At 44.6% G+C, this 21,900-nt stretch carries 15 protein-coding genes; 8 read left to right on the top strand and 7 right to left on the bottom strand.

The genetic code is table 11. The features are described 5' to 3' along the window. Together GTQ38_RS03260 and GTQ38_RS03255 are read right to left on the bottom strand one after the other, a co-directional pair. A complete protein-coding gene (locus tag GTQ38_RS03260; RefSeq protein ID WP_161433916.1) occupies window positions 1–2,148 on the bottom strand; it encodes a PorP/SprF family type IX secretion system membrane protein in 2,148 nt (715 codons plus the stop codon). 8 nt (window positions 2,149–2,156) lie between these two features. Continuing rightward, window positions 2,157–4,424: a T9SS type B sorting domain-containing protein gene (locus GTQ38_RS03255; protein WP_238857762.1), complete on the bottom strand. Its 2,268-nt coding sequence runs from the start codon at window positions 4,422–4,424 to the stop codon at window positions 2,157–2,159. 282 nt (window positions 4,425–4,706) lie between these two features. Here GTQ38_RS03255 and GTQ38_RS03250 point away from each other — a divergent pair, with 282 nt between their 5' ends. Continuing rightward, window positions 4,707–6,392, top strand: a complete 1,686-nt coding sequence (locus tag GTQ38_RS03250; RefSeq protein ID WP_161433914.1) for a glutamine--tRNA ligase/YqeY domain fusion protein — start codon at window positions 4,707–4,709, stop codon at window positions 6,390–6,392. Between the two features lie 345 nt (window positions 6,393–6,737). On the opposite strand, the gene GTQ38_RS03245 is transcribed toward GTQ38_RS03250, so the two are convergent. From GTQ38_RS03245 to GTQ38_RS03235, 3 genes are all read right to left on the bottom strand, one after another. Beyond that, window positions 6,738–7,670: an SPFH domain-containing protein gene (locus tag GTQ38_RS03245; RefSeq protein ID WP_161433912.1), complete on the bottom strand. Its 933-nt coding sequence runs from the start codon at window positions 7,668–7,670 to the stop codon at window positions 6,738–6,740. Between the two features lie 169 nt (window positions 7,671–7,839). Beyond that, window positions 7,840–9,360, bottom strand: coding sequence for a glutamate--tRNA ligase (gene gltX / locus GTQ38_RS03240; protein ID WP_161433911.1), 1,521 nt, complete (start codon window positions 9,358–9,360; stop codon window positions 7,840–7,842). Between the two features lie 52 nt (window positions 9,361–9,412). Beyond that, complete coding sequence (locus GTQ38_RS03235; protein ID WP_161433909.1) at window positions 9,413–10,453, bottom strand: alkane 1-monooxygenase; 1,041 nt, start codon at window positions 10,451–10,453, stop codon at window positions 9,413–9,415. Between the two features lie 220 nt (window positions 10,454–10,673). Here GTQ38_RS03235 and GTQ38_RS03230 point away from each other — a divergent pair, with 220 nt between their 5' ends. The 6 genes from GTQ38_RS03230 to GTQ38_RS03205 all read left to right on the top strand — a co-directional run bounded on the left by GTQ38_RS03230 (window position 10,674) and on the right by GTQ38_RS03205 (window position 18,505). Next, window positions 10,674–13,976 carry a DUF4175 family protein gene (locus tag GTQ38_RS03230; RefSeq protein ID WP_238857761.1) on the top strand — a complete coding sequence of 1,101 codons (3,303 nt, stop codon included), beginning with the start codon at window positions 10,674–10,676 and terminating at the stop codon, window positions 13,974–13,976. After that, window positions 13,969–14,388 carry an rRNA maturation RNase YbeY gene (gene ybeY / locus GTQ38_RS03225; protein ID WP_161433907.1) on the top strand — a complete coding sequence of 140 codons (420 nt, stop codon included), beginning with the start codon at window positions 13,969–13,971 and terminating at the stop codon, window positions 14,386–14,388. The genes GTQ38_RS03230 and ybeY overlap by 8 nt, the downstream gene beginning before the upstream one ends. Window positions 14,389–14,393: 5 nt before the next feature. Next, entirely contained in the window at window positions 14,394–16,262 is a 1,869-nt protein-coding gene (mnmG, locus tag GTQ38_RS03220; protein WP_161433905.1) for a tRNA uridine-5-carboxymethylaminomethyl(34) synthesis enzyme MnmG, read from the top strand. A 109-nt stretch (window positions 16,263–16,371) separates the two neighbouring features. Continuing rightward, window positions 16,372–16,932 (top strand): hypothetical protein, encoded by a 561-nt coding sequence (locus tag GTQ38_RS03215; protein WP_161433903.1) that lies wholly within the window; start codon window positions 16,372–16,374, stop codon window positions 16,930–16,932. Then, window positions 16,910–17,737, top strand: a complete 828-nt coding sequence (locus GTQ38_RS03210) for a class I SAM-dependent methyltransferase (RefSeq protein WP_161433901.1) — start codon at window positions 16,910–16,912, stop codon at window positions 17,735–17,737. The genes GTQ38_RS03215 and GTQ38_RS03210 overlap by 23 nt, the downstream gene beginning before the upstream one ends. A 261-nt stretch (window positions 17,738–17,998) precedes the next feature. Further along, window positions 17,999–18,505 carry an OmpH family outer membrane protein gene (locus GTQ38_RS03205; protein WP_161433899.1) on the top strand — a complete coding sequence of 169 codons (507 nt, stop codon included), beginning with the start codon at window positions 17,999–18,001 and terminating at the stop codon, window positions 18,503–18,505. Window positions 18,506–18,950: 445 nt separating this feature from the next. Here the strand turns inward: GTQ38_RS03205 and GTQ38_RS03200 are convergent, their stop codons facing one another. Beyond that, on the bottom strand, window positions 18,951–19,349 hold the full coding sequence (locus GTQ38_RS03200; RefSeq protein WP_161433897.1) for a DoxX family membrane protein: 399 nt from the start codon (window positions 19,347–19,349) through the stop codon (window positions 18,951–18,953). A 33-nt stretch (window positions 19,350–19,382) separates the two neighbouring features. Continuing rightward, complete coding sequence (locus GTQ38_RS03195; RefSeq protein ID WP_161433894.1) at window positions 19,383–20,534, bottom strand: DNA polymerase III subunit; 1,152 nt, start codon at window positions 20,532–20,534, stop codon at window positions 19,383–19,385. A 110-nt stretch (window positions 20,535–20,644) separates the two neighbouring features. Between GTQ38_RS03195 and GTQ38_RS03190 the strand changes: the two genes are divergently transcribed. Then, window positions 20,645–21,838, top strand: a complete 1,194-nt coding sequence (locus tag GTQ38_RS03190) for a phosphoglycerate kinase (protein WP_161433892.1) — start codon at window positions 20,645–20,647, stop codon at window positions 21,836–21,838. Window positions 21,839–21,900 lie beyond the last annotated feature (62 nt).

Genomic DNA, 21,900 nt, shown 5'->3' with positions numbered 1-21,900 from the left:
TTAGGTTATCAAGTTGGGTGTGACCCGCATGATCCACATTTTGTCTTCATACGAATCGTTTAGTTTGGAGTAGTAAGAAATGAGAGCGTTAGTCCAGGACTCATGTCGTTTTAAATACACATAGCGGTAGTTGTTTTCAGGGTTGATGAAATAACTGGCGCTGAGTCCTTGAGAGTTTAGTAGTTTTACAAATCGGTTGGCGTTTCTCGGGTTGGCAAATACATTTGCGATTATGTAGTAGCCTATACCTACCCCATCAATGTTGTAGGTCCTGTTCTCCTGGTTGGAGGCCACTTTATCCCGAACAATAACATTCTTGCGCAATACATCAGCCTCGTATTTAGAGGATTTTTCCTTGATCTTATCTGCATTGGCCGCGTAAGCTTCATTGGTGTAACGGTTCTGTACATTCATGATCCACAGGTCGCCGTCATAAGTTCCGTTTACTCCGGATTTATAAGCCTGAAGCGCTTCACTCCAGCTGTCATATCGCTCCAGATAAACGTATTTCATACCGTTGTTTGGGTTGTCTATATAATCCGCATTGATGCCCTGACTGTACAGATCATCCACAAATTTGTTTAGATAGTGTTCTCCGCGGTATACATTGGCCACCACATAATATCCATCTGCAACCCCGTCCAGGTCCCTGAATTTCTGACTCTTAACCCCAGTTTGCTGGGTAGCCTTCTTAATGGGTTTCTTCTGGATGCGATCGTTTTGTACCACAGGGTATTTTTTGATGGGCTCAGTCCTTTCCACTACATCGTTAGCGGCTATTTGATCTTGTTTCTCAGTAGGTTCTGTGATAACGACCGGATCCTTTTTGATCAGGGTTTTCTTAATGGTATTGGGTTCTTCTATATCCCTTTTCGTGGCAGGTGCCGGAGTATAGGCCAGGCTATTCTTATCCTCACCGTTCAGGTAAAGCTGCTGGGCTCGTTCTTCGATATCCGGCCTTTCCCCATTGGTCTCCTTTCTAACCATGCGCATGACCATCTCAAAACGCCTTTCCAGATCTCCCTGTCGGTTAGATTCAATAGTCTCCAGGGAATCTTGCCTGAACATCAATTCGGCCAGGATGGCATCGTTTTCGGCAAGGCGCTTTTTAAGTTCCTGAATTTCCTTGTCCTTGTCCGTTAGGGATTCTTCGGTTATTTCTTCGTCCTCCGAGTTGTTGACGAGGGCATCGTTATTATCTTCAAGCATTACACGATCTTCGGTAAGATTCGGAGTAAAGGAGTAAGCAAAAGATATTTCGTGGGTCAAGCCTAAATTGTCCAGATCGTTAGAAAGCCCTTTTTCCATAGTGTATCCAAGGGACAATCTTCTATTCAGATTGAATCCCAAACCGGCTGAAGCACCGTAAAAGCTGTCGTATCCTCCCTGAAGCCATCCGATCTTTGGAAGGTCAAGAATGATATTTCCACCCAGGACAAACTCGTCCTCCCCTACCTTTCTGGCCCTGGCCAGTGGCATCAAGCGCGCTTGCTCAAAGACACCGCTGCCATTTTCAAACTGATAGGTATATTGTAAATGTCCTGAAAAGGTCTTGTCCTTGAAATCTGTTATAGACTCACTGGTCTTTAAGTTGTAGTCAAAGAGGTTTTCCGCAAAGAGACCAAAGTCAAATGGCCCGTAAGAAATGTTGAAACCAGGTTGAAAAGTAAGCAAGGAGCTATCCTGAAATCCACTGAGGAATGGATCCACCTCTATGGGGTTTGCACGGCTTTCATCAAAACCACTGCTGTAGTACGAGACATTAGCACCAAAGGTAAAGTTACTTTTATCACTTAGTTTAATGCCATAGGCATAGTTAGCCAGCACACCATAGTTGCTTACGATACCTTCTCTCTGGTTGTATAAACTTAATCCTAAACCTGTTCTGTCATTGATCCTACCACTATAGCTCAGGAAATACATCTGATTATTATCATCAAAAGATACCGACTGGTTTCTGTGCAATAAATTGATGTACGATTTGTCTTCCCTTACCGTGGAAAAGGTTGGGTTGATCAGGAATCGATTGAACTTAAGCAGGTTCTGAGAGGGAACATCATAGCTTAGGAAGGGGTTATCTTCCTGGGCGCTTAGTTTAGGGGTAAGCGCAAAGATGCACACTAACAGGAATAGAATTCTAGTTTTCATTAGTTTGGTTATCGTATGATGGTAATCGTGCCTTGTTTCAAGACCTCCGAAGCGTTCCTGATCTTATAGAAAAAGACCATGTTCTGCCTTGGGAAGGACATTGAAGATTCCGGCCAGCTATTGTTATAGTCAAATTGATTTAGTATTTCTTCTCCTTTGTCATTGTAAATGATGACATTCACATCTGCCTTGTTGGAGTATGAATTCGGTAATATCCATTGGTCATTGATACCATCTCCGTTCACAGTGATCACATTGGGTACTCTGAATGTATCCAGGTATTCCACCTCAACAGTTCTGGTAACTTCGCAATTGCCAATAATGGCGGTCACGGCATAGGTTCCTTCTTCAGTAAAGTTTACCGAGGCAGTAGTGGCTATTTCTACATTGTTTATATCGAACCAACGATAGCTTTCACCTCCACTGGCGGTCACAGTCCTTGATCCTCCTTCAGGGAATACAACCACCCCTGCGGGATCTATTGTTATAAGGTCCGGATCTAATGGAGTGATCACGATCTCATTAGAAGGCAATGGACATCCGTTACGTTGAAGTACCAATTGGTATGTTCCTGGTTGGGTTACGTCTATAGAGGGTTCGGTAGTGTTTAGGTTAACCCCGTCCCTGAACCAGTCAAATGTTTCTCCGGTCAGGTCAGTAGGCGTATCGATAGTGATATCTTCTGAAGAATTACAGCTGATCAGACTTGTACTGTTAATGGTGAGGGTCTCGTTAACCAACAACTGCACAGAAAGCGCATTTGAGGTAGTATTGTAACTGCCGATACTACCATCCAGGGTATAGCTTCCATTCTCAGATATATCAGCCAGGCTGATGCTGCTGGAAGTAGCTCCTCCGACATTAGCACCGTCCTGTTGCCATTGATAGGTCATACTTGCCAGAAGTGATGAGGTAACATCCGTACGGGTTCCACCCGAATCCAGGGCGTTTATGGTGCTTACTTCCAGTACAATACTGGTGTTTTCACATGCAGTGTATGTAGAAGCGTAGTCTATCACTACTTCCAGGGAATCCGGAACAACCACTGTGGTTGTATCAGAATCCACAGAGGTAGAAGTACAGCTACCTCCGCTTAAGCTTACTCTGGCGAAATATACACCGGTCTCAGTTTCGTCTACTATTATGCTACTTGAGGTAGCTCCTGCAACCGGGTTTCCGTCCCTGTACCATTGATAGGTAGGAGAACTGGCATCTGTACTAACACTAAGCGTGGTTGTCTGACCTGGCAAGACTACCATATTGGCATCGTTGTCCCGGGTAACCGTAAAGTTCCCGGCGTTGGTCATGGTCACAGCGGCAGAACGTTCAAGGCAAATACCACTTCCTTCGATCTGTACCTGATAATCTCCTTCGAAACCGGAAACAGAAGCGTCTACGGTATAAGAGTCATCATCAACAGTAGGTGATGTTATGGCAGATCCGTCCTTATACCAGGTATAGGTGTAGCCCATCCCTGAGATATTGGCGTTAAGCACCTCGGTTTCTCCGCTACACAATGCGGTTTTGGCCGGGGGATTGATGGCAATACCCTGGCTGGTGGCCGTGGTCACGTCTATAATATTGGATAAGGTACCTCCACCGGCCGTGGAACAGGCACCGTAATCTATTTCTACCTGGTACATTCCGGCAGTACTCACCACAAGCTGATGAGATTTTTCACCGGATATTGGGGATCCGCTTCTATACCAGGTGTACTGGTAGCTGTAAGCGCCCGGAACATTATGTGGTGCTAGCGTTACCGCAGCCCCGTCGCATATCTCTATGGCTCCTCCGGGAGGAATGGTTCCGTTACCATCAGGGCTAATGAGGATAGCCGCATCAAAATCCCTGTAATACATTGGGTAGGGCGCAGACACGTCACCGGTTATGGCCGGGCTGGTACTGCGCACTCTCATTCTGTAACCTTCGCCTCGGGTGTCTGTTGGAAGTGCAAACTCGAAGAAAAAGGTAAAATTGGTGTTGTTCTGGTCGTCTCTGGCAAGCTCCACAGGGCTGGAAAAATCGCCCGTAGCATCAGAAAGCTCCAGGATAAATTCGTTATCGCTGTTCACCAATGGGAAATTCCAGGTGAACTCCACCCAGTAGTTGTTGAAAGAGGCAGAGGCACATGCCTTGTCCCAGGCTGAACTTCCTACAGGAGGATTCTGGTTCGGGGCAGGGACAGGAGCTTCGAGTGTCTGTGCACTTAACTGCAGGGATCCGAAGAACAAAAAGGACAATAAGAGAAACTGGTAGGTAAATAATTTTGGTTTCATAAGTAGTTGTAGTTTTGATACTACAGTTTTACCGGGCGTCAGATTTGGGTTCGGATAAACCGTATTCCTTAGGTTATGATAATCGATTTAGGGTCAAGATTAGGCTTTAAGTTATTGACATTATCATTTAAAAACAAATATGACACTTAATTATCGCGCGGGGAATTTAATGTTGTAGCACCGATTAATTTTGTTGTGAAACGGTTGGTTTTGTATGGATAGCTTTTTTGATGGGGCTTATCGCACCATTTTTCCTACCTTTGCTCCTTCAAAATTTAAGCCATGAGCGACGAATCCAGATCATTAAATTTTATAGAGCATATCATCGAGGATGACCTGTCTAATGGTATGCCTAAGGATGATCTACGCTTCCGCTTCCCTCCTGAGCCAAACGGCTACTTACATATAGGCCACGCCAGCTCCATTTGCCTGAATTTTGGCCTTGGAATGCGCTACGGGGCGCCAGTGAACCTGAGGTTTGACGATACCAACCCGGCCAAGGAAGAGCAGGAGTATGTGGAAGCCATCAAAAAAGACATCGAATGGCTTGGTTATGAGTGGGATACGGAGTGTTATGCTTCGGATTATTTTCAGCAGCTTTACGATTGGGCGGTAGTACTGATCAAAGAGGGAAAAGCCTATGTAGACAGTCAATCCTCAGAGGCAATGGCAGAGCAAAAAGGCACACCCACAACCCCGGGCACCAACAGCCCCTTCAGAGATAGATCCGTAGAGGAGAACCTGCAACTATTCGAGGGGATGAAAAATGGGGATTTTGATGAAAACACCCATGTTTTAAGGGCCAAAATAGATATGGCTTCTCCCAATATGCTGTTGCGGGATCCCATTATGTACCGCATACTGCACAGAGCGCATCACAGAACAAATACCGATTGGTGTATTTATCCCATGTACGACTGGACACATGGGGAAAGCGACTATATAGAGCAAATTACACATTCGCTTTGCACCCTGGAGTTTTTACCACACAGACCGCTGTATAACTGGTTTCTGGATCAGGTTACAGAGTCGGATAAGATAAGGCCAAAACAGCGGGAGTTCGCGCGCAGGAACCTTAGCCATACCGTTGTCAGCAAGCGCAAGCTGTTGAAATTGGTGGAAGAGGGTGTAGTATCTGGCTGGGACGATCCGCGTATGCCCACACTTTCAGGATTGCGAAGAAGGGGTTACACTCCCGAATCTATTCGCAGCTTCGCGGATACTATAGGCATCGCGAAAAGGGAAAATGTAGTAGATGTTTCCTTATTGGAGTTTCATGCAAGAGAGCATCTAAACAAAATTGCCCCTCGCGTGATGGGAGTCCTTAACCCTCTCAAGATTGTTATTACGAACTACCCTGAAGGTGAAGAAGAATGGTTAGAGGCGGAAAACAATCCTGAAGATCCGTCGGCCGGAAACCGCCAAGTGCCGTTTTCAAGAGAACTGTACATAGAAAAGGAAGACTTCAGGGAAGAGGCAAACCGCAAGTTTTTCAGGCTAAAATTAGGAGGAGAGGTGCGACTTAAGAACGCCTATATTATTAAGGCAGAGAGTTGTACAAAAGATACTGATGGGAATATTATAGAGGTTCAATGTACTTACGATCCTAAGAGTAAGAGTGGCAGCGGTACGGAAGAAAGCCTTCGAAAAGTCAAGGGAACACTGCACTGGGTTTCTGTAAAGCACGCCATCCCCGCGGAAGTCAGGTTATACGATAGATTGTTCACGGACGCGGTGCCTGACGGACATAAGGAAAAAGACTTTATGGAATTCCTGAATCCGAACTCTTTGGAAAAAGTCACTGCTTATCTTGAACCAAGTATGAAGGATGTTAATGAAGGTGACCAATTTCAGTTCCAGCGTCTCGGATATTTCAATGTGGACAAAGATTCTGAACCTGGTAAGCTGGTGTTCAATCGAACAGTCACTTTAAGAGATACCTGGGCCAAGATCGAGCAATCCAAGTGAGATAGATAACGCTTATCGATGTAATTATATCGATTGGTATTTTTTATGCAACCCCGCCTTTTTAGAGGAGTTATACCGGGTTTTTGACTCGATTGAATGTCCATGTGCCGCTCAGAAGTGATCAGGCGATACAGGGCTTTATTCAGTCTCAGGGGACATATGAGAAAAAAGGCTGTCTAAAAAGGGAAATTTGTCTGTTCGAGCGCAGTCGAGAACTAATTAAAGCTTCCGAAAATAAATTACATCTCGACAGCCCGTCCGAATGTCTTAGCCGGGCAGACGCTCGATGTGACTAATGCACATTCTTACTTTTTAGACAACCTCTTATTTTTATAGAAAAGAAAATCAAATATCCCCTTTGTCTTTGGATTTTTGTTTTTTCATGGCCTCGCCGATCTGATTGCTGGCTGTGAATGAAGCCACCATATTATTCAGCATGTCACTGCCGGCCTGGGGTGAATTCGGCAGCAGGATGAGGTTGGTGTTGGTTTCCTCACCAATAGACTGAAGGGTATCGTAATGTTGGGTAACTACGATAAGCGCGGAGGCTTCCTGCGAATTTATCCCGACTTTGTTCAATACCTCTACCGATTCTTCCAGTCCGCGGGCTATTTCCCGGCGCTGATCTGCTATACCCTGGCCTTGCAGTCTTTTGCTCTCTGCCTCGGCCTTTGCCTTTTCCACAATAAGGATCCTGGCCGCGTCACCTTCAAACTGGGCGGCGATCTTTTCTCGCTCTGAAGCATTAATCCGGTTCATGGCCGCTTTTACCTGAGCATCCGGATCTATGTCTGTGACCAGGGTCTTGATGATATCATAACCGTATTCCAACATGGCATCCTGCAATTCAGACTTTACCGCGATGGCAATGTCATCCTTCTTAACAAACACATCGTCCAGTTTCATTTTTGGAACTTCGGCACGCACCACATCAAAGACATAAGAGGTGATTTGATCATGTGGATATTCCAGTTTGTAAAATGCTTCGTAAACCTTGTCGCGGATCACCACGTATTGTACCGACACTTTCAGTTTTACAAATACGTCGTCCAGGGTTTTGGTTTCCACAATGACATCGAGTTGCTGTATTTTAAGACTTAGGCGTCCGGCGATCCGGTCTACCAGTGGAATTTTCATTTGTAAACCGGAATTCCGAATACTTTGAAACTTCCCAAATCGTTCGATCACAAAGGCGGTTTGTTGTTTGACTACAAAAAAAGAGGATAGCAGAATGACCAGCCCCAGAAAAATGATAGGAATAAGGATAAAATTGCCCATAACAATAATGTATTTAGTTAGTGAATGAATATAGTAAGACTTTATAATATCTGTAGTGAATTCGCCGTATTTGTTACAGTTTGGGCAAAATGAATAGAATGTGGAACTATACTGCCTGGAGGTATAATAAAGAATACCGCCAGCCGGTCAAAACAACTTAAGCGGATCTTTAAAGTGCGGTTATAGCCCTGCGGATGCGGGAAAGAGCGTCTTCTTTTCCAATTAATTCAATAATATCAAATAAATGCGGTCCTTTGAGATCACCGACAATCGCCAGGCGCAGTGGAGCCATAATCCTGCCAAAGGACAATTCCTGTTCGTCTATCCAATTTTTAACCTCACTCTCAATGGGCTGGGAACTGAACTCGGAAAGCGACTCAAGAATCGGCAACAACTGTTCCAGCAAACCGGATGTATCCGGTTTCCACTGCTTTTTTGCAGCTTTTTCATTGTAGTTTTCCGGCGCAACAAAGAAGTAAGATCCCAGCTCCCAAAATTCAGAAACAAAAAACGCCCTTTCTTTGATCAGGCCTACGATCTTCTCAAGATACCGCATATCGGACATGCGAGCCTGGGCGGTGGTTGAAACAGAAGACATCTGACTCAGTTGCTGTCCAAAGAGCTCTGCGAGAGAGGCGTCGCTTTTTTGTTGTAGATATTGATGATTGTACCACCTGGTCTTTTCCGGATCGAACCTGGCGCCTGCCTTGTTTACACGTTCCAGGCTAAAGGCGTCTATCAATTCCTCCAGGCTGAAGATCTCCTGCTCTGTTCCGGGATTCCATCCCAACATGGCCAGAAAATTGATCACAGCCTCCGGGAAATAGCCAGCTTCCCTATACCCTGATGACTCACCCCACGACAAGGGGAAAACGGGAAATCCGAGTTTTTCCCCATCTCTTTTACTGAGCTTTCCTTTGCCCACAGGCTTCATGATCAGGGGTAGATGCGCAAATTGAGGGGCTTGCCATTCAAAGGCTTCGTACAGTAGCTGATGTAGCGCCAGGGAAGGAAGCCACTCTTCTCCTCGGATAACATGGGTGATCTCCATCAGATGATCATCAACAATATTGGCCAGGTGATAAGTGGGCATACCATCACTTTTGAAGAGTATCTTATCGTCCAGAATATTGGTGTCTATACGGATCTCCCCACGGATAAGGTCGTGTAGGATGAGTTCTCTACCCTCCGGAGACTTAAAACGGATCACATAGGGTTCTCCGGATTCAATGCGTTTTTGAGTTTCCGCTTCACTAAGGGATAATGAGTTGGTTAGTTTTAAACGGTTGTGCCAGTTATAAATGAATGTTTTACCCTTGGCCTCGTGATCCTTGCGATGAAAGTCCAGTCGTTCAGCCGTATCAAAGGCATAGTAAGCCTGATTTTTACTAACAAGCTCATCTGCATATTTTTGGTAAAGTGTTTTGCGCTCGCTCTGACGGTATGGTCCAAATTCCCCTTCCTTCCCGGGGCCTTCATCGAAAGGTATTCCGCACCAGTTCAGGGCATCTACAATGTATTGCTCTGCTCCTTCCACATATCGGTTCTGATCGGTGTCCTCAATACGCAATACAAAAGTACCCTGATGCTTTTTAGCAAAAAGATAATTGAACAAGGCGGTTCGTACACCTCCGATATGTAAGGGGCCGGTGGGGCTAGGCGCAAAACGCACTCTTACAGCTTGACTCATAAATGCATAATTAGCGCTGCAAAGATAGGCCTAAGGGCGGTATCCCCAAAGGTCAGCTTTTCATTTCATCCGGAATCCTCGAATTCATGATCTTAAACCAAAGTGGGGGTAGAAAAGAGAGCACCATGGAGGTCGGATAACCAAAAGGCATTTGAGGAGAAACGTCGTGATAGTCCAGGATCTGATATTTCTTCGAAGACTTATAGTGGTGATCGCTATGCCTGGTCAATTCGTAGAGAATAATACGGCCCATGATGTGATTGCTGTTCCAGGAATGGACCTCCCGGACGCGCTCATACCTTCCTGAGGGTAGTTTTTTACGGAGCAGGCCGTAATGTTCTATATAGTTTACGGTTTCCAGTAAAAGGAAGCCTACTACCCCGGCAGCGAGCGCAATGAGAACTGCAAATTGCCCGAACATCAGAAAAATAGTCAATAAGTATAGTGCTTGAAATAAGGTATACCAGAGCATATCATTTTTAAGAGACCAAAATCCATTTTCTTCCTGCCTTAGCAACTTACTTTGAATTTTCCAGGCATTGAAATACTGCCGGATCACAGAGGTAAACCAGAAGGAATAAACTGTCTGGTTTATTTTCGCTGTGGCAGGATCTTCAGGGGTAGCGGCATGCACGTGATGCCCAAAATTGTGCTCTATATAAAAGTGCATATAGAAGGAAGGCAATAATAGGAGTTTGCCCAGGAAGCGTTCGTATGCTCTTGAGCGATGTCCTAATTCATGGCCTACATTGATGCCGTTCGCCCCAAGAACGATACCTACGGAAAACACCAGACCAATGATCTCCGAAGTTGTGTGATAGTTTGTACTGATATCCAAAAGGGTGTATAAGAGTATTCCGAAAACTACGGGAACATTGGCGTAGAGCATCCAGTCAAAAAAAGGATTGACCTTTTTGCGTTCTCTGACTTCTCCTTCGTGGTTGGAACTGTCCTGTGGAAGCAACAATTCCATTATAGGAATGAGCACAAAGGCATAAACAGGAGTAAAGTAGGTCCAATAGCCTTTAAAATACAAACCGATTAAGGCGGAAATCGGGATGGTCATAGCGGCGAGATACTTCAAATCTTTCATCCGTAGCTTTTTAACAAATTTTTGAGGCGGTATTTTGGTGGAACTGGTATCTTGGTATTAAATATACTCGATTCTGGATAGTTATCACAACATACTGGATAAACTCGGAGGCTTCATAAAGAAGTACTATTCCAAAATACTGGTCAAGGGAATACTCCTGTTCCTGTTTTTTGGCGGACTGGTATTCCTGACCGTATTGGCCCTGGAATATTTTTTATGGATGGGCTCTACCGGCAGGTTCCTGCTGTTGCTATTTTTTGTGGTTACCGGGCTTTTCCTGGCATCCAGGTATATCGTAATCCCGCTTATCTATTTGTTCCGCCTCAAACAGGGCATTAGCAATAAGCAGGCCTCTGTCTTGATTGGCCGTCACTTTCCGGAGGTGGACGATAAGTTATATAATCTTTTGGAGTTGGCGGAAGACCGCGACCAGACCGAGTTGTTACTCGCCAGTATTGAACAGAAATCGGCTCAGTTAAAGACCGTTCCTTTTAAGCATGCTATCAACCTTAGGGAAAACCTTAAGTATGCCAGATACCTGATTATCCCAATTGTGGTTGTGGGAATTATAGCCCTTTCAGGGAATTTCAATTCTTTTTTCGGTTCTTATGACAGGGTTGTTAATTATCAAACCGCCTATGAGCCCCCTGCGCCCTTCTCATTTAAGGTTCTTGCGGGTAAAACCAGGGTTTTGGAAAGCGAGGAATATACCGTTCAGGTAAGTACTGAAGGAGAGATCAGGCCGGAGAATGTCTTCATAGTAGTAAATGGTAGGGAATTCCTGTTACAACTTCAGGATGGCCTGTACCAATATACTTTCACCCCCCCGCTGCAGTCTTCTGAGTTCTTCTTTAGGGCGGATGAAGTCCGGTCTAAACCCTATTTTCTGGAAGCCCTGAAAGCTCCGGTGATTGAAGATTTTAAATTGCATCTGAAATATCCGGGCTATACCGGAAAAGTGGCGGAAGTGTTAAAGGGTACCGGAAATGCTACACTACCGGAGGGGACAGAAGTGCGCTGGGAAATAAAGGGAAAGCACACTGAGAATATCCAATGGAGCACAAAGGATACCGCCTTCTTTTTCGAGAAGCAAGAGGATGCGTTTGAATTTAAAAGGCGCATTTACAGCAATACCGATTATCAGCTGGCAACCTCCAATATACATGTAGACAAGTATGAAACCATGGATTACGAATTTAAAGTGGTCCGTGATGCCTATCCCAGTATCAGGGTAAACCAGGTTTTAGACTCGTTGAATCCCAACCTTTCTTATTATGTGGGTGAGGCTTCCGATGACTATAAGGTCTCCCATATTGACCTTGTCTATTATCCTATGGATGATGAAAAAAGCCTGCAAAGACTGCGTTTACGTAAACCTGATGCCAACTTTGATCAGTTTTATTACACCTTTCCGTCTGGTCTTTTACTGGAAGAAGGAAAGGAGTACGCCTTTTATTTTGAAGCGACGGATAACGATGCTATTCACGGGGGTAAGAAAGTAAAAAGCCGGGTATTTAATCGGGGCATCTTGGATGATAACCAGTTAAAAGACAAACAGTTAGAGTTCCAGCAGTCTATTTTAAACAATTTTGACAGGTCTTTGGAGGATTTGAAAGAACAAAAGGAGGTTCTTAAGGAGATCAACAAGGAACAAAAGGAAAAGAACAGCTTAAGCTTTAACGATCAGAATCAGGTTAAGGACTTTCTGCAAAAGCAACAGCAGCAGGAGGAAATGATGGAGAAGTTCAGTGAGCAGTTGAAAGAAAACCTTGAGAAAGGTAATCCTGATGACGAGATGAACAAGCTATTGAGAGAGCGACTGGAAAGAAGGGAATTAGAGGCTCAGAAAAATGCCAAGTTATTGGAAGAGCTCAAGGAGATATCGGATAAAATTGAGAAGGAAGAACTGTCTAAAAGGCTGGAAGAGCTTGCCAAAAAACAGCAGAATAGTGAGCGCAGTCTGGAGCAGCTACTGGAGTTGACCAAAAGGTATTATGTAACGGAAAAAGCCTCCCAACTGGCTGAAGAGCTTCGCAAATTGGCGGAGAAGCAGGAAGCCTTGTCAGAGGAAGGAAAAGAAAAGGAAGCGGAGTCCAAAGAACAAAGTGGACTAAATGAGGATTTTAAAAAGTTGGCAGAGGAACTTCGGGAGCTGGAAAAAGACAACAAGGATCTTAAAAAGCCTCTATCTCTGAATATTGACGAAGACAAAGAGGAAGATGTAAAAACGGATCAGAAGGAGGCTTTGGAGGAACTCAACAAGCAGGAAGAAGGGGAACAGTCACCGGAATCACAATCGGGTGACTCGAATTCGCCGGCTAATAAGGCAAACCAAAAGCAAAAATCGGCGGCTCAAAAGATGAAGGAGATGAGTGAATCCCTGAGTCAATCTTCTATGGCCGGTAGAGGCTCTACAATAACTGAGGATGCGGAAATGCTGCGACAAATTTTGGATAATCTGGTGATTTTTTCCCTTAAGCAAGAGAAGTTATACGAAAGCCTGGAAGGAATAGACCTGGATGTATCTAATTTCTCCAATACGGTAAGAGAGCAACAACGCTTAAGGGATCTGTTTGAACATGTAGATGATAGTCTGTTCGCACTTTCACTTAGGCGTGCGGAGTTGTCTGAGTTTGTAAACGAACAGATAACAGAGGTTTACTATAATATAGATAAGTCTGTAGGGAGCATTACAGAAAATCAGATTTATCAAGGCATTGCGTACCAGCAATATGTCTTGAACGCCTCTAATAGTCTCGCTGATTTCCTTGCCAGTTTGTTGGATAATATGCAACAAAGCCTCAGTCAGGGTTCGGGCTCCGGTGGCGGACAGGATGGTTTTCAGTTGCCTGATATCATCAAAGCGCAGGGAGAACTACAACAAAAAATGGGCCAGTCTGGCCAGTCTGGCAAAGAGGGTTCGGAAGGGCAGGAAGGTGAAGGACAGCAAGAAGGTTCTGGTAAGGAAGGAGAATCCGGAGAAGGTAAACAGGGACAAGAAGGTCAACAACCGGGTGAGGACGGTGAAGGTGGCAAAGAGGGCAAAGGTAAGGGCCAGGGACAGGAAGAGGGCTCCGGTGGCGGACAGGGTGAATTGGGAGAAGAGGAGCTGCGTGAGATATACGATATCTATAAAGAACAGCAACGCATCAGGCAGGAGTTGGAGAAGCAATTGGAAGATATGATCCGGCAAGGAGACAGGGACCTTGCCCGGAAGTTAATCCGTCAAATGGAGGCTTTTGAGAATGAACTGCTGGAGCGTGGTATTACGCAACGCACCATTAGCAAAATGAATACCATTAGGCATCAGTTGTTGAAGTTGGAAAACGCTGCCTTAAAGCAGGGAAATAGGCAGGAGCGCGAGAGCAAGGTAAATGAAGAATTCTATCGGAATCCTGTGCTTACCAAGCCGGAGCTGCTGGAGAAATATAAACAGGAAATTGAGATATTAAACCGACAGGCCTTACCTTTGCAGCAAATTTTTCAGAATAAGGTGAAGGACTATTTCAGAAAGGATGATTGAGTTTCATTATGAGTTGGATTTTGCTCTTGAGAATGATACCTATTATGCCGATTGGATTGCTAGAGTTATTAAGGGTGAGGGCAAGATCCCGGGTAAATTAAACTACATTTTTTGCTCTGATGAATACCTGTGGGATCTCAATAAGAAGTACCTGGATCATGACACCCTTACCGATATAATTACCTTTGAATATTCTGAACACGGACAAGTAAGCGGGGATATTTTTATCTCTGTGGATCGCGTTCGTGAAAATGCGGATACCTTGGATGTTAGCTTGATGGAAGAGTTAAGAAGGGTAATGGTACATGGCGTATTACACTTGTTGGGTTATGGGGATAAGACCGAAACTGAGAAGAAGGTAATGCGTGAGTTGGAAGAGGAAAAAATGAAATTGTTTCACGTGGAACAATAGGACCTATGTTTGAGAAAGAGTACGATGTTATTGTAGTTGGGGGCGGGCATGCTGGTGCTGAAGCTGTGGCGGCCGCTGCCAATATGGGATCCAAAACGCTGTTGGTCACTATGAACCTGCAGACTATTGGGCAGATGTCCTGTAATCCTGCAATGGGGGGTATTGCAAAAGGTCAGATCGTAAGAGAAATTGATGCCTTAGGAGGTTATAGTGGTATAGTGACCGATAGGTCGGCTATACAGTTTAAGATGCTTAATAAGTCTAAGGGCCCTGCTATGTGGAGTCCAAGGGCGCAAAATGATCGACTAAGATTTGCAGAGGAATGGAGATTACTGTTGGAGCAGACACCTAATGTGGATTTCTACCAGGAGATGGTAAAGGGATTGCTCGTAAAGAATGGTAAGGTAACCGGAGTCCGTACCTCATTAGGAATTGATATCAATGCGAAGTCCGTAGTTCTTACGAATGGAACTTTCCTCAATGGGCTTATTCATATTGGAGAGAAGCAATTTGGTGGAGGTCGGGCAGGCGAGAAGGCCGCTACTGGAATTACGGAACAGCTTACAGATTTTGGTTTTGATTCGGGTAGGATGAAGACGGGAACACCCCCTAGAGTGGATGGTCGTTCCTTAGATTATTCTGCTATGATCGTGCAGCCGGGAGATGAGAATCCTGAAAAGTTCTCCTACCTGGACACCCCTTTGCTAAAAGAACAACGGGATTGTTTTATGACACATACCAGTGCCGAAGTGCATGATCTGCTTAGGGAAGGTTTTGATCGGTCTCCAATGTTCAACGGCCGTATCAAAAGTATTGGACCTCGTTATTGTCCGTCTATTGAGGATAAGATAAACCGTTTTGCGGATAAGGATAGCCATCAGATTTTTGTAGAACCTGAAGGTTGGCATACCGTTGAGGTTTACGTAAACGGATTTTCTACTTCGCTGCCAGAGGATGTTCAATACAAGGCTTTGCGTTCCGTAAAAGGTTTTGAGAAGGTTAAATTCTTTAGGCCTGGCTACGCCATTGAATACGATTATTTTCCACCAACTCAGCTAAGACATACCCTGGAAACTAAGTTGATCGAGAATCTTTATTTTGCCGGTCAGATCAATGGCACAACCGGATATGAAGAGGCGGCCTCACAGGGTTTGATGGCAGGTATTAATGCACATCTAAAAAACAATGGAAAGGAAGCTTTTGTACTGAGAAGGGATGAAGCTTACATCGGGGTTTTGATTGATGATCTGATCACTAAGGGAACGGAAGAACCTTACAGAATGTTTACTTCTCGCGCGGAATACCGAACACTGCTTCGGCAGGATAATGCGGACCTCAGACTTACCCCAAAAAGTTTTGAGCTTGGTCTGGCTTCTGAGGAGCGGCTTAGGCGAATGGAGGAAAAGGAACGGAAATCAACTTCCTTCATAGAATTCTTTAAAAAGACCAGCTTTAATCCGGATCAACTTAACCCCATATTAGAAAGCCTGGATTCCGCCCCGGTAAAGCAGGCGGATAAGATGGTAAAAGTATTTTCCAGGCCTAAGGTAACTATGGATCATATGTTGCAATTGGAAGGTGTGGCTGATTTTGTAGCTGAGCATGAACTGGACAGAGAGGTGTTAGAGCAAACGGAGATCCAGGTAAAGTATTCCGGCTATATTGAAAAGGAGAAGAACAACGCAGACAAACTTCAACGGTTGGAGAATATCAAGATCCCTGCGGATTTTGACTACTCAAAACTAAAATCACTTTCCTTTGAAGCCCGTGAGAAGCTACAGCAGATCCAACCAGCCACCATCTCTCAGGCTTCCAGGATCAGCGGCGTTTCCCCAAGCGATATTAGTGTATTATTGGTTTATCTTGGAAGGTAAACAAGTGTTCCACGTGGAACAAACGGTATTTTTAATGGCTTAAAACTTCGGATGGGGTTGTTTTGGCTCGTTTTTTGTGTAAGCTAGTTTAACTGAAAATCGAGCCAACATGAAAAGATTACTACTCTGTATATGCCTGAGTATTGGCATCTCTTCCTGCATCCCTATTAGAATCGCCCCGAATATTAAAGACTATAAAATAACCAAAGGGAAAAAGTTTAAAAGAGGGCTACCTAAAAAGACCATGTTCATTTTTGAAGACCCTAAAGATGCTGACGACTTTTACCACTATGTCAACACCAAGTTTCAGTTGGATGATTATTATGTAGACGTACAAGTTCCCTTTGAAGCCGGAGGAAGTCATTATTACTTTTCCTTTTATGAAGTTGAGATCCCGGATAAGGCCATAAATCTATTTCCGCTCATTTTTGATGTGGCTGTGAGCGCCGCGGTAGGCTCGGATGAAGTGGAGCCTATCATGTCCGACGATGCGGAGGAGATCCTCAGAAATGGAAATTATTATATCGGCATTGAGGTTTTTAATGATGAGGAGAAGGATTGTCTGGCGGAAACTTCACTTTCAAGACCAATTGTTTTGAAGTATCTTCGGGAACTTAAAAAGGAGTACCTGGCTACGGACAATTACAATGAAATTGTATTTAAAAACTAAAGATCATGCCTTCAGCGGAGAGTCATTTGAATTGATGATTCGCGAAGATCTGGACATATTGGAGACCCGCCCCGTACCTGAAGATATTGATCGATATTACGAAGCAGAGGACTACATTTCACATTCAGACTCCAGGGAAACTCTTGTAGATCGCATTTATCAAATTGTAAAAAAGCACAATCTTAGGCGAAAAGTACGCTTGTTGGATTCCCTGTTAACCGAACCCAAATCACTTTTGGACTACGGCGCAGGTACGGGAGATTTTCTGCTGCTGGCCCGGGAAGCATCCTGGAAAGTCTCAGGAATAGAACCCAATGCCAGGGCAAGGGAAAATGCCAGACAAAAAGGAATGGACCTTCGGGCTAATTTGAATGAGATCTCATCTGGATCTTTTGATGTGATAACGCTTTGGCATGTATTGGAACATCTTCCTGATTTACAAAAGGCCATCTCTGCAATAAAAGAATTGCTAAGGGATGATGGTTATCTGGTAGTAGCCGTTCCAAATTTCAAAGCTTGGGATGCGAGACGCTACAAGGAGTTCTGGGCGGCTTATGATGTGCCAAGGCATTTATGGCATTTTTCCAGAGATGGAATTGAACAGCTTTTTAGTCAGCAAGGCATGAAACTGCATCAAACTAAACCCATGTACTTTGATGCTTTCTACGTTTCCCTGCTTTCCGAAAGATATAAGAAAAGTAGGTTTGCGCTTTTAAAGGGATTTTGGTCCGGACTGCGTTCAAATTTATCCGCTATGCGAACCGGAGAGTACTCTTCCCTGATTTATGTGCTTCAAAAAGCTTAAAAGGCATTTTAAGGCGATTTCCCGAGACTTTGACATATCCCCTTTACAAAAACCCTGTTCCCTTTTAAAAACCAATTTTGAGGCTGTTCTGAAAGCGGTTTAAAATAAGAAATACCGATCGAAATAAAAAAATCAATAAGAATTGCTTATTATTTCCATGGTGTAATGCCCGGGTGAAAAACGCCTGGGATCTTAAATATGAGAAAGCTCCCATAGGTTTCAAAAAGCTTTGCTATTTTTGCCCAACTAAAAAATGGACAAATGAAAAACTGGATTGTCGGATTGCTCTTTCTGACTTTGTTGAGTTGTGAGCAAAATAAAATAGGTTATGTAGACAATATCAAACTCATGGATGATTACCAGGAGAAGCAAGATATTGAGGCAAAGTACAAAACAAAAACAGATGCACTGAACAAAAAAAGGGACAGTGTCTCACAAGCCTTTCAAATAGAAGCACAGGCCTTTCAGGCCAAAGCCAGTTCCATGTCGCAAAAGAAAGCTCAGGAAGAATACGGAATATTGCAGCAGCGAGGCCAGTTTATCGGTCAGCAGCTTCAGCAGGAGGAACAACTGCTGCAACAACAGGGTCAGACAGAAATGGACAGCCTGGTAAGTAAGGTGAAAAGAGAAATCAGAGCCTATGGAAAAGCCAATGGATATACTTATGTCCTGGGCGGAGGAGAAGGAGGCAGTGTTCTTTACGGAACAGAAGCGATGGACCTTACAGAAGAGATCCTGAAGATCTTAAATGACAAATACGAGAAATAGTTCGTTTTAAGCGATTATTAGACTATCCTAAACTGAACTTTGTCTGTTCGAGCAGAGTCGAGAACTACATTGAGTCAAAACAATCTACTGTCAGTTCGAGCGGAGTCCAGAACTCTTAGGAATTAATTACATCTAAAATCCGGATCACCGCGCCCGGATGAGTCGGACGGACGGGCAGTGTAGAACTAAATTGCGCCAAAGAGATCTGCTGTCTGTTCGAGCGCAGTCGAGAACTCTTAGGAATTAACTGCATCCAAAATCCATAGCGGCCGCCCGTTGACTTCTGGCAGTGTAGAACTAAATTGCGCCAAAGAGATCTGCTGTCTGTTCGAGCGCAGTCGAGAACTCTTTAGAATTAATTGCATCTAAAATCCGGACGGTCTACCCGTTCCTATACGGGCGGACAGCAGACGAGACATCCACGAGCAATTTTTAAATCTTCTATTTACGATTGTAGCAGGAAAACCAGGAAAATGGCTGGGACGAAGTAAACCGCAATGGTCTTGGCTCCCTCGTAATCCTTAGCCATACGTTGGCCGAATAAGAGCATTAGCAGCGCCACACAAGAGAGTATGGCCCCGTAGAGTGCCATGGTGGATTCACCAATGATGAGCAATTGGTATAGGCCTATGGCACAGAGTATTCCCGCACTTACCTCAACCAGGAGCACCGTACCCAGTAAAACGGGGACAAGATTTCTTAAGGGTGTGTCTGAAAAGTGGTCCTTTAACCAGTTCAAATTACCGGTCCAGTCAAATACTTTGTCGATACCGCTTTGTAAAAAAGTGATGATAAGAAAGATGAGCAGTAAGATTTCGGTGGCGTTCTTAAGAAGGGATTCCATAATGCAGATTTAATTTAGGATTAGTGTAATACACTAAGCCGCTTTTTTATGAAGGAGCCGGGTAAGTCTTATGGAAAGATCTGTAAAAATGATCTTCGCATTCCCGTTGCGTTCTATATGATAAATGGCTGTTTCGATTTCGTGTACCAAACCTTCCACATTATTCTCATGCACAAAAGGGGCAAACTTTTGCAGTTGAAAGCCGTCTACATGGATCTGCATATAGGCCAGTTCATTCGCTTTATAATTGATTAGCATGGCCTGCCTGATGACCGCAAGACAGTATTTTAGGTAATTTTTTTGGGTTTCCCGCCCGGTTCGGGCAACTTCTTCACTCCAAAGGATCAGCTCGTGTATGGCCCCTTTATTCCCTTTCGCTTTAAAAGCGCTTCTTACCCATTGTACAAACCACTTTTCAAAGATCAGGTCTTCGGAATCCTTGTTCATCAGGTCTACGGCCTTATTGTAATTCCCGTTGGATTCGTGCGCTATCCGTCTCGCTTCTTTTGGAGCGAGCCCTTCTCTTATCAGGGCCTGGCCAATGGTATCTTCTGCCAGGGGTGGGAAGTGCAGTACCTGGCAACGTGAGCGTATGGTCTGCATAATCTGTTCTTCGTCTTCGGCTACCAGAATGATGACAGTTCCCGATGGCGGTTCCTCAATCAACTTCAGCAGTTTGTTGGCACAGGCGATATTCATTTTCTCAGCCATCCATATGATCATGAACTTGTATCCTCCTTCATAGGATTTCAGGGATAACTTTTTTACGATATCCATGGCTTCATCCACCCCGATCTGACCTTGCTTTTTTTCTATCCCGATTAATCGGTACCAGTCAAAAAGGTTTCCATACGGCTGTTCCTTGACGAACTGCCGCCATTCCTCCATAAAATGATTGCTCACCGCATGGCTTTTAACCTTGTCTGAATTGGAAACCGGAAAAGCAAAATGCAGGTCCGGATGGGTGAGAGACGCGCATTTCAGGTTGCAGGCCTCATCCCCATTCTCGTTCTCAGCCCCACTATTGGAACAAAGCACATACTGGGCATAACTGATGGCCGTGATCAACGTTCCGCAACCCTCCGGGCCAACGAACAATTGAGCGTGCGGTACTCTGCCGGATTCGGCACTGGAAATCAGATGATTCTTGATGTGTGAAAGACCTAAAATATCTCGGAAAAGCATATGGTTCCAAATATAAGCTTTTTGTTGTTCCAGTCTGCAAATTAATGGGTTCTCTGCTTTACCTTAAGCCGATTAATCTTTACATTTGCCACTCGCTAAACCCTTGCAAAATGGTAACAATTGACGATTTCGACTTTAAAGACAAAAAGGCACTAATTCGCGTAGACTTCAACGTTCCCCTAAACGCGGAATTCCAGGTAACGGATACCACAAGGATTGAAGCTGCCAAACCAACCATACTGAAAGTACTGGAAGATGGCGGCAGTGCCATCTTGATGAGCCATTTGGGGAGGCCAAAAGGAAGCCGGAATCCTGAAATGTCCTTAGGTCATATCTGTGACAAAGTCTCGGAAATCATTGGGGTTCAAGTCCATTTTGTGGAAGACTGTGTGGGGGACGAGGCACAGCAAGCCGCAGATGCCCTCAGAAGTGGTGAGGTATTATTATTAGAGAACCTTCGCTATCACGCTGAAGAAGAAAAAGGGGATACCGCATTTGCGGAGCAGCTGTCCGGACTAGGCGATATATACGTGAACGATGCCTTTGGTACTGCCCACCGTCCACACGCTTCTACGACCATAGTTGCGCAGTTCTTTCCGGGCAAAAAGTGCTTTGGATACCTTCTTGCTAACGAGATCAGGGCTATAGAAAAAGTGATGCAAACCGGTGAAAAACCGGTTACCGCCATATTGGGAGGAGCCAAGGTGTCTTCAAAGATCACTATCATAGAAAACATTCTGCCAAAAGTTGATCATCTGATCGTAGGTGGCGGTATGACTTACACCTTCGTTAAGGCACAGGGAGGATCCATCGGGGATTCCATTTGCGAAGATGATAAATTAGACCTTGCGTTGGAAATATTGGAAAAAGCGAAACAACAAGGGGTAAGTGTACATCTTCCTTCCGATGTGCTTGCCGCTGACGACTTTGCCAATGATGCCAAAACCCAGGTTGTTGCAGTGGATAGTATTCCGGATGGATGGCAAGGCCTGGATGCAGGGCCGGAATCCTTAAAACACTTCCGTAGAGTAATCGCGAATTCAAAGACCATACTTTGGAACGGACCTGTTGGGGTCTTTGAAATGGAGAATTTTTCCAAGGGTACTATCGCCATTGGCCACTTCATTGAGGAAGCCACAAAACAGGGTGCATTTTCCCTGGTAGGCGGGGGCGATTCCGTGGCTGCAGTTAAGCAATTCGGCTTTCAGGACAAGGTGAGTTATGTTTCTACCGGAGGTGGTGCAATGCTCGAAAGCCTGGAAGGGAAAACACTACCTGGAATTGCCGCAATATTAACGCCATAAGGGCGTTATCGATTAAAGACCCTATGGCAATTTTGGGGCTATTGTAAGCCGAATATTTTATT

The sequence above is a fragment of the Poritiphilus flavus genome (genome assembly GCF_009901585.1).
Classification (GTDB): Bacteria; Bacteroidota; Bacteroidia; order Flavobacteriales; family Flavobacteriaceae; genus Poritiphilus; species Poritiphilus flavus.
Note: the sequence above shows the minus strand (reverse complement) of the source record. Positions and strands in the feature narration are given on the sequence as shown.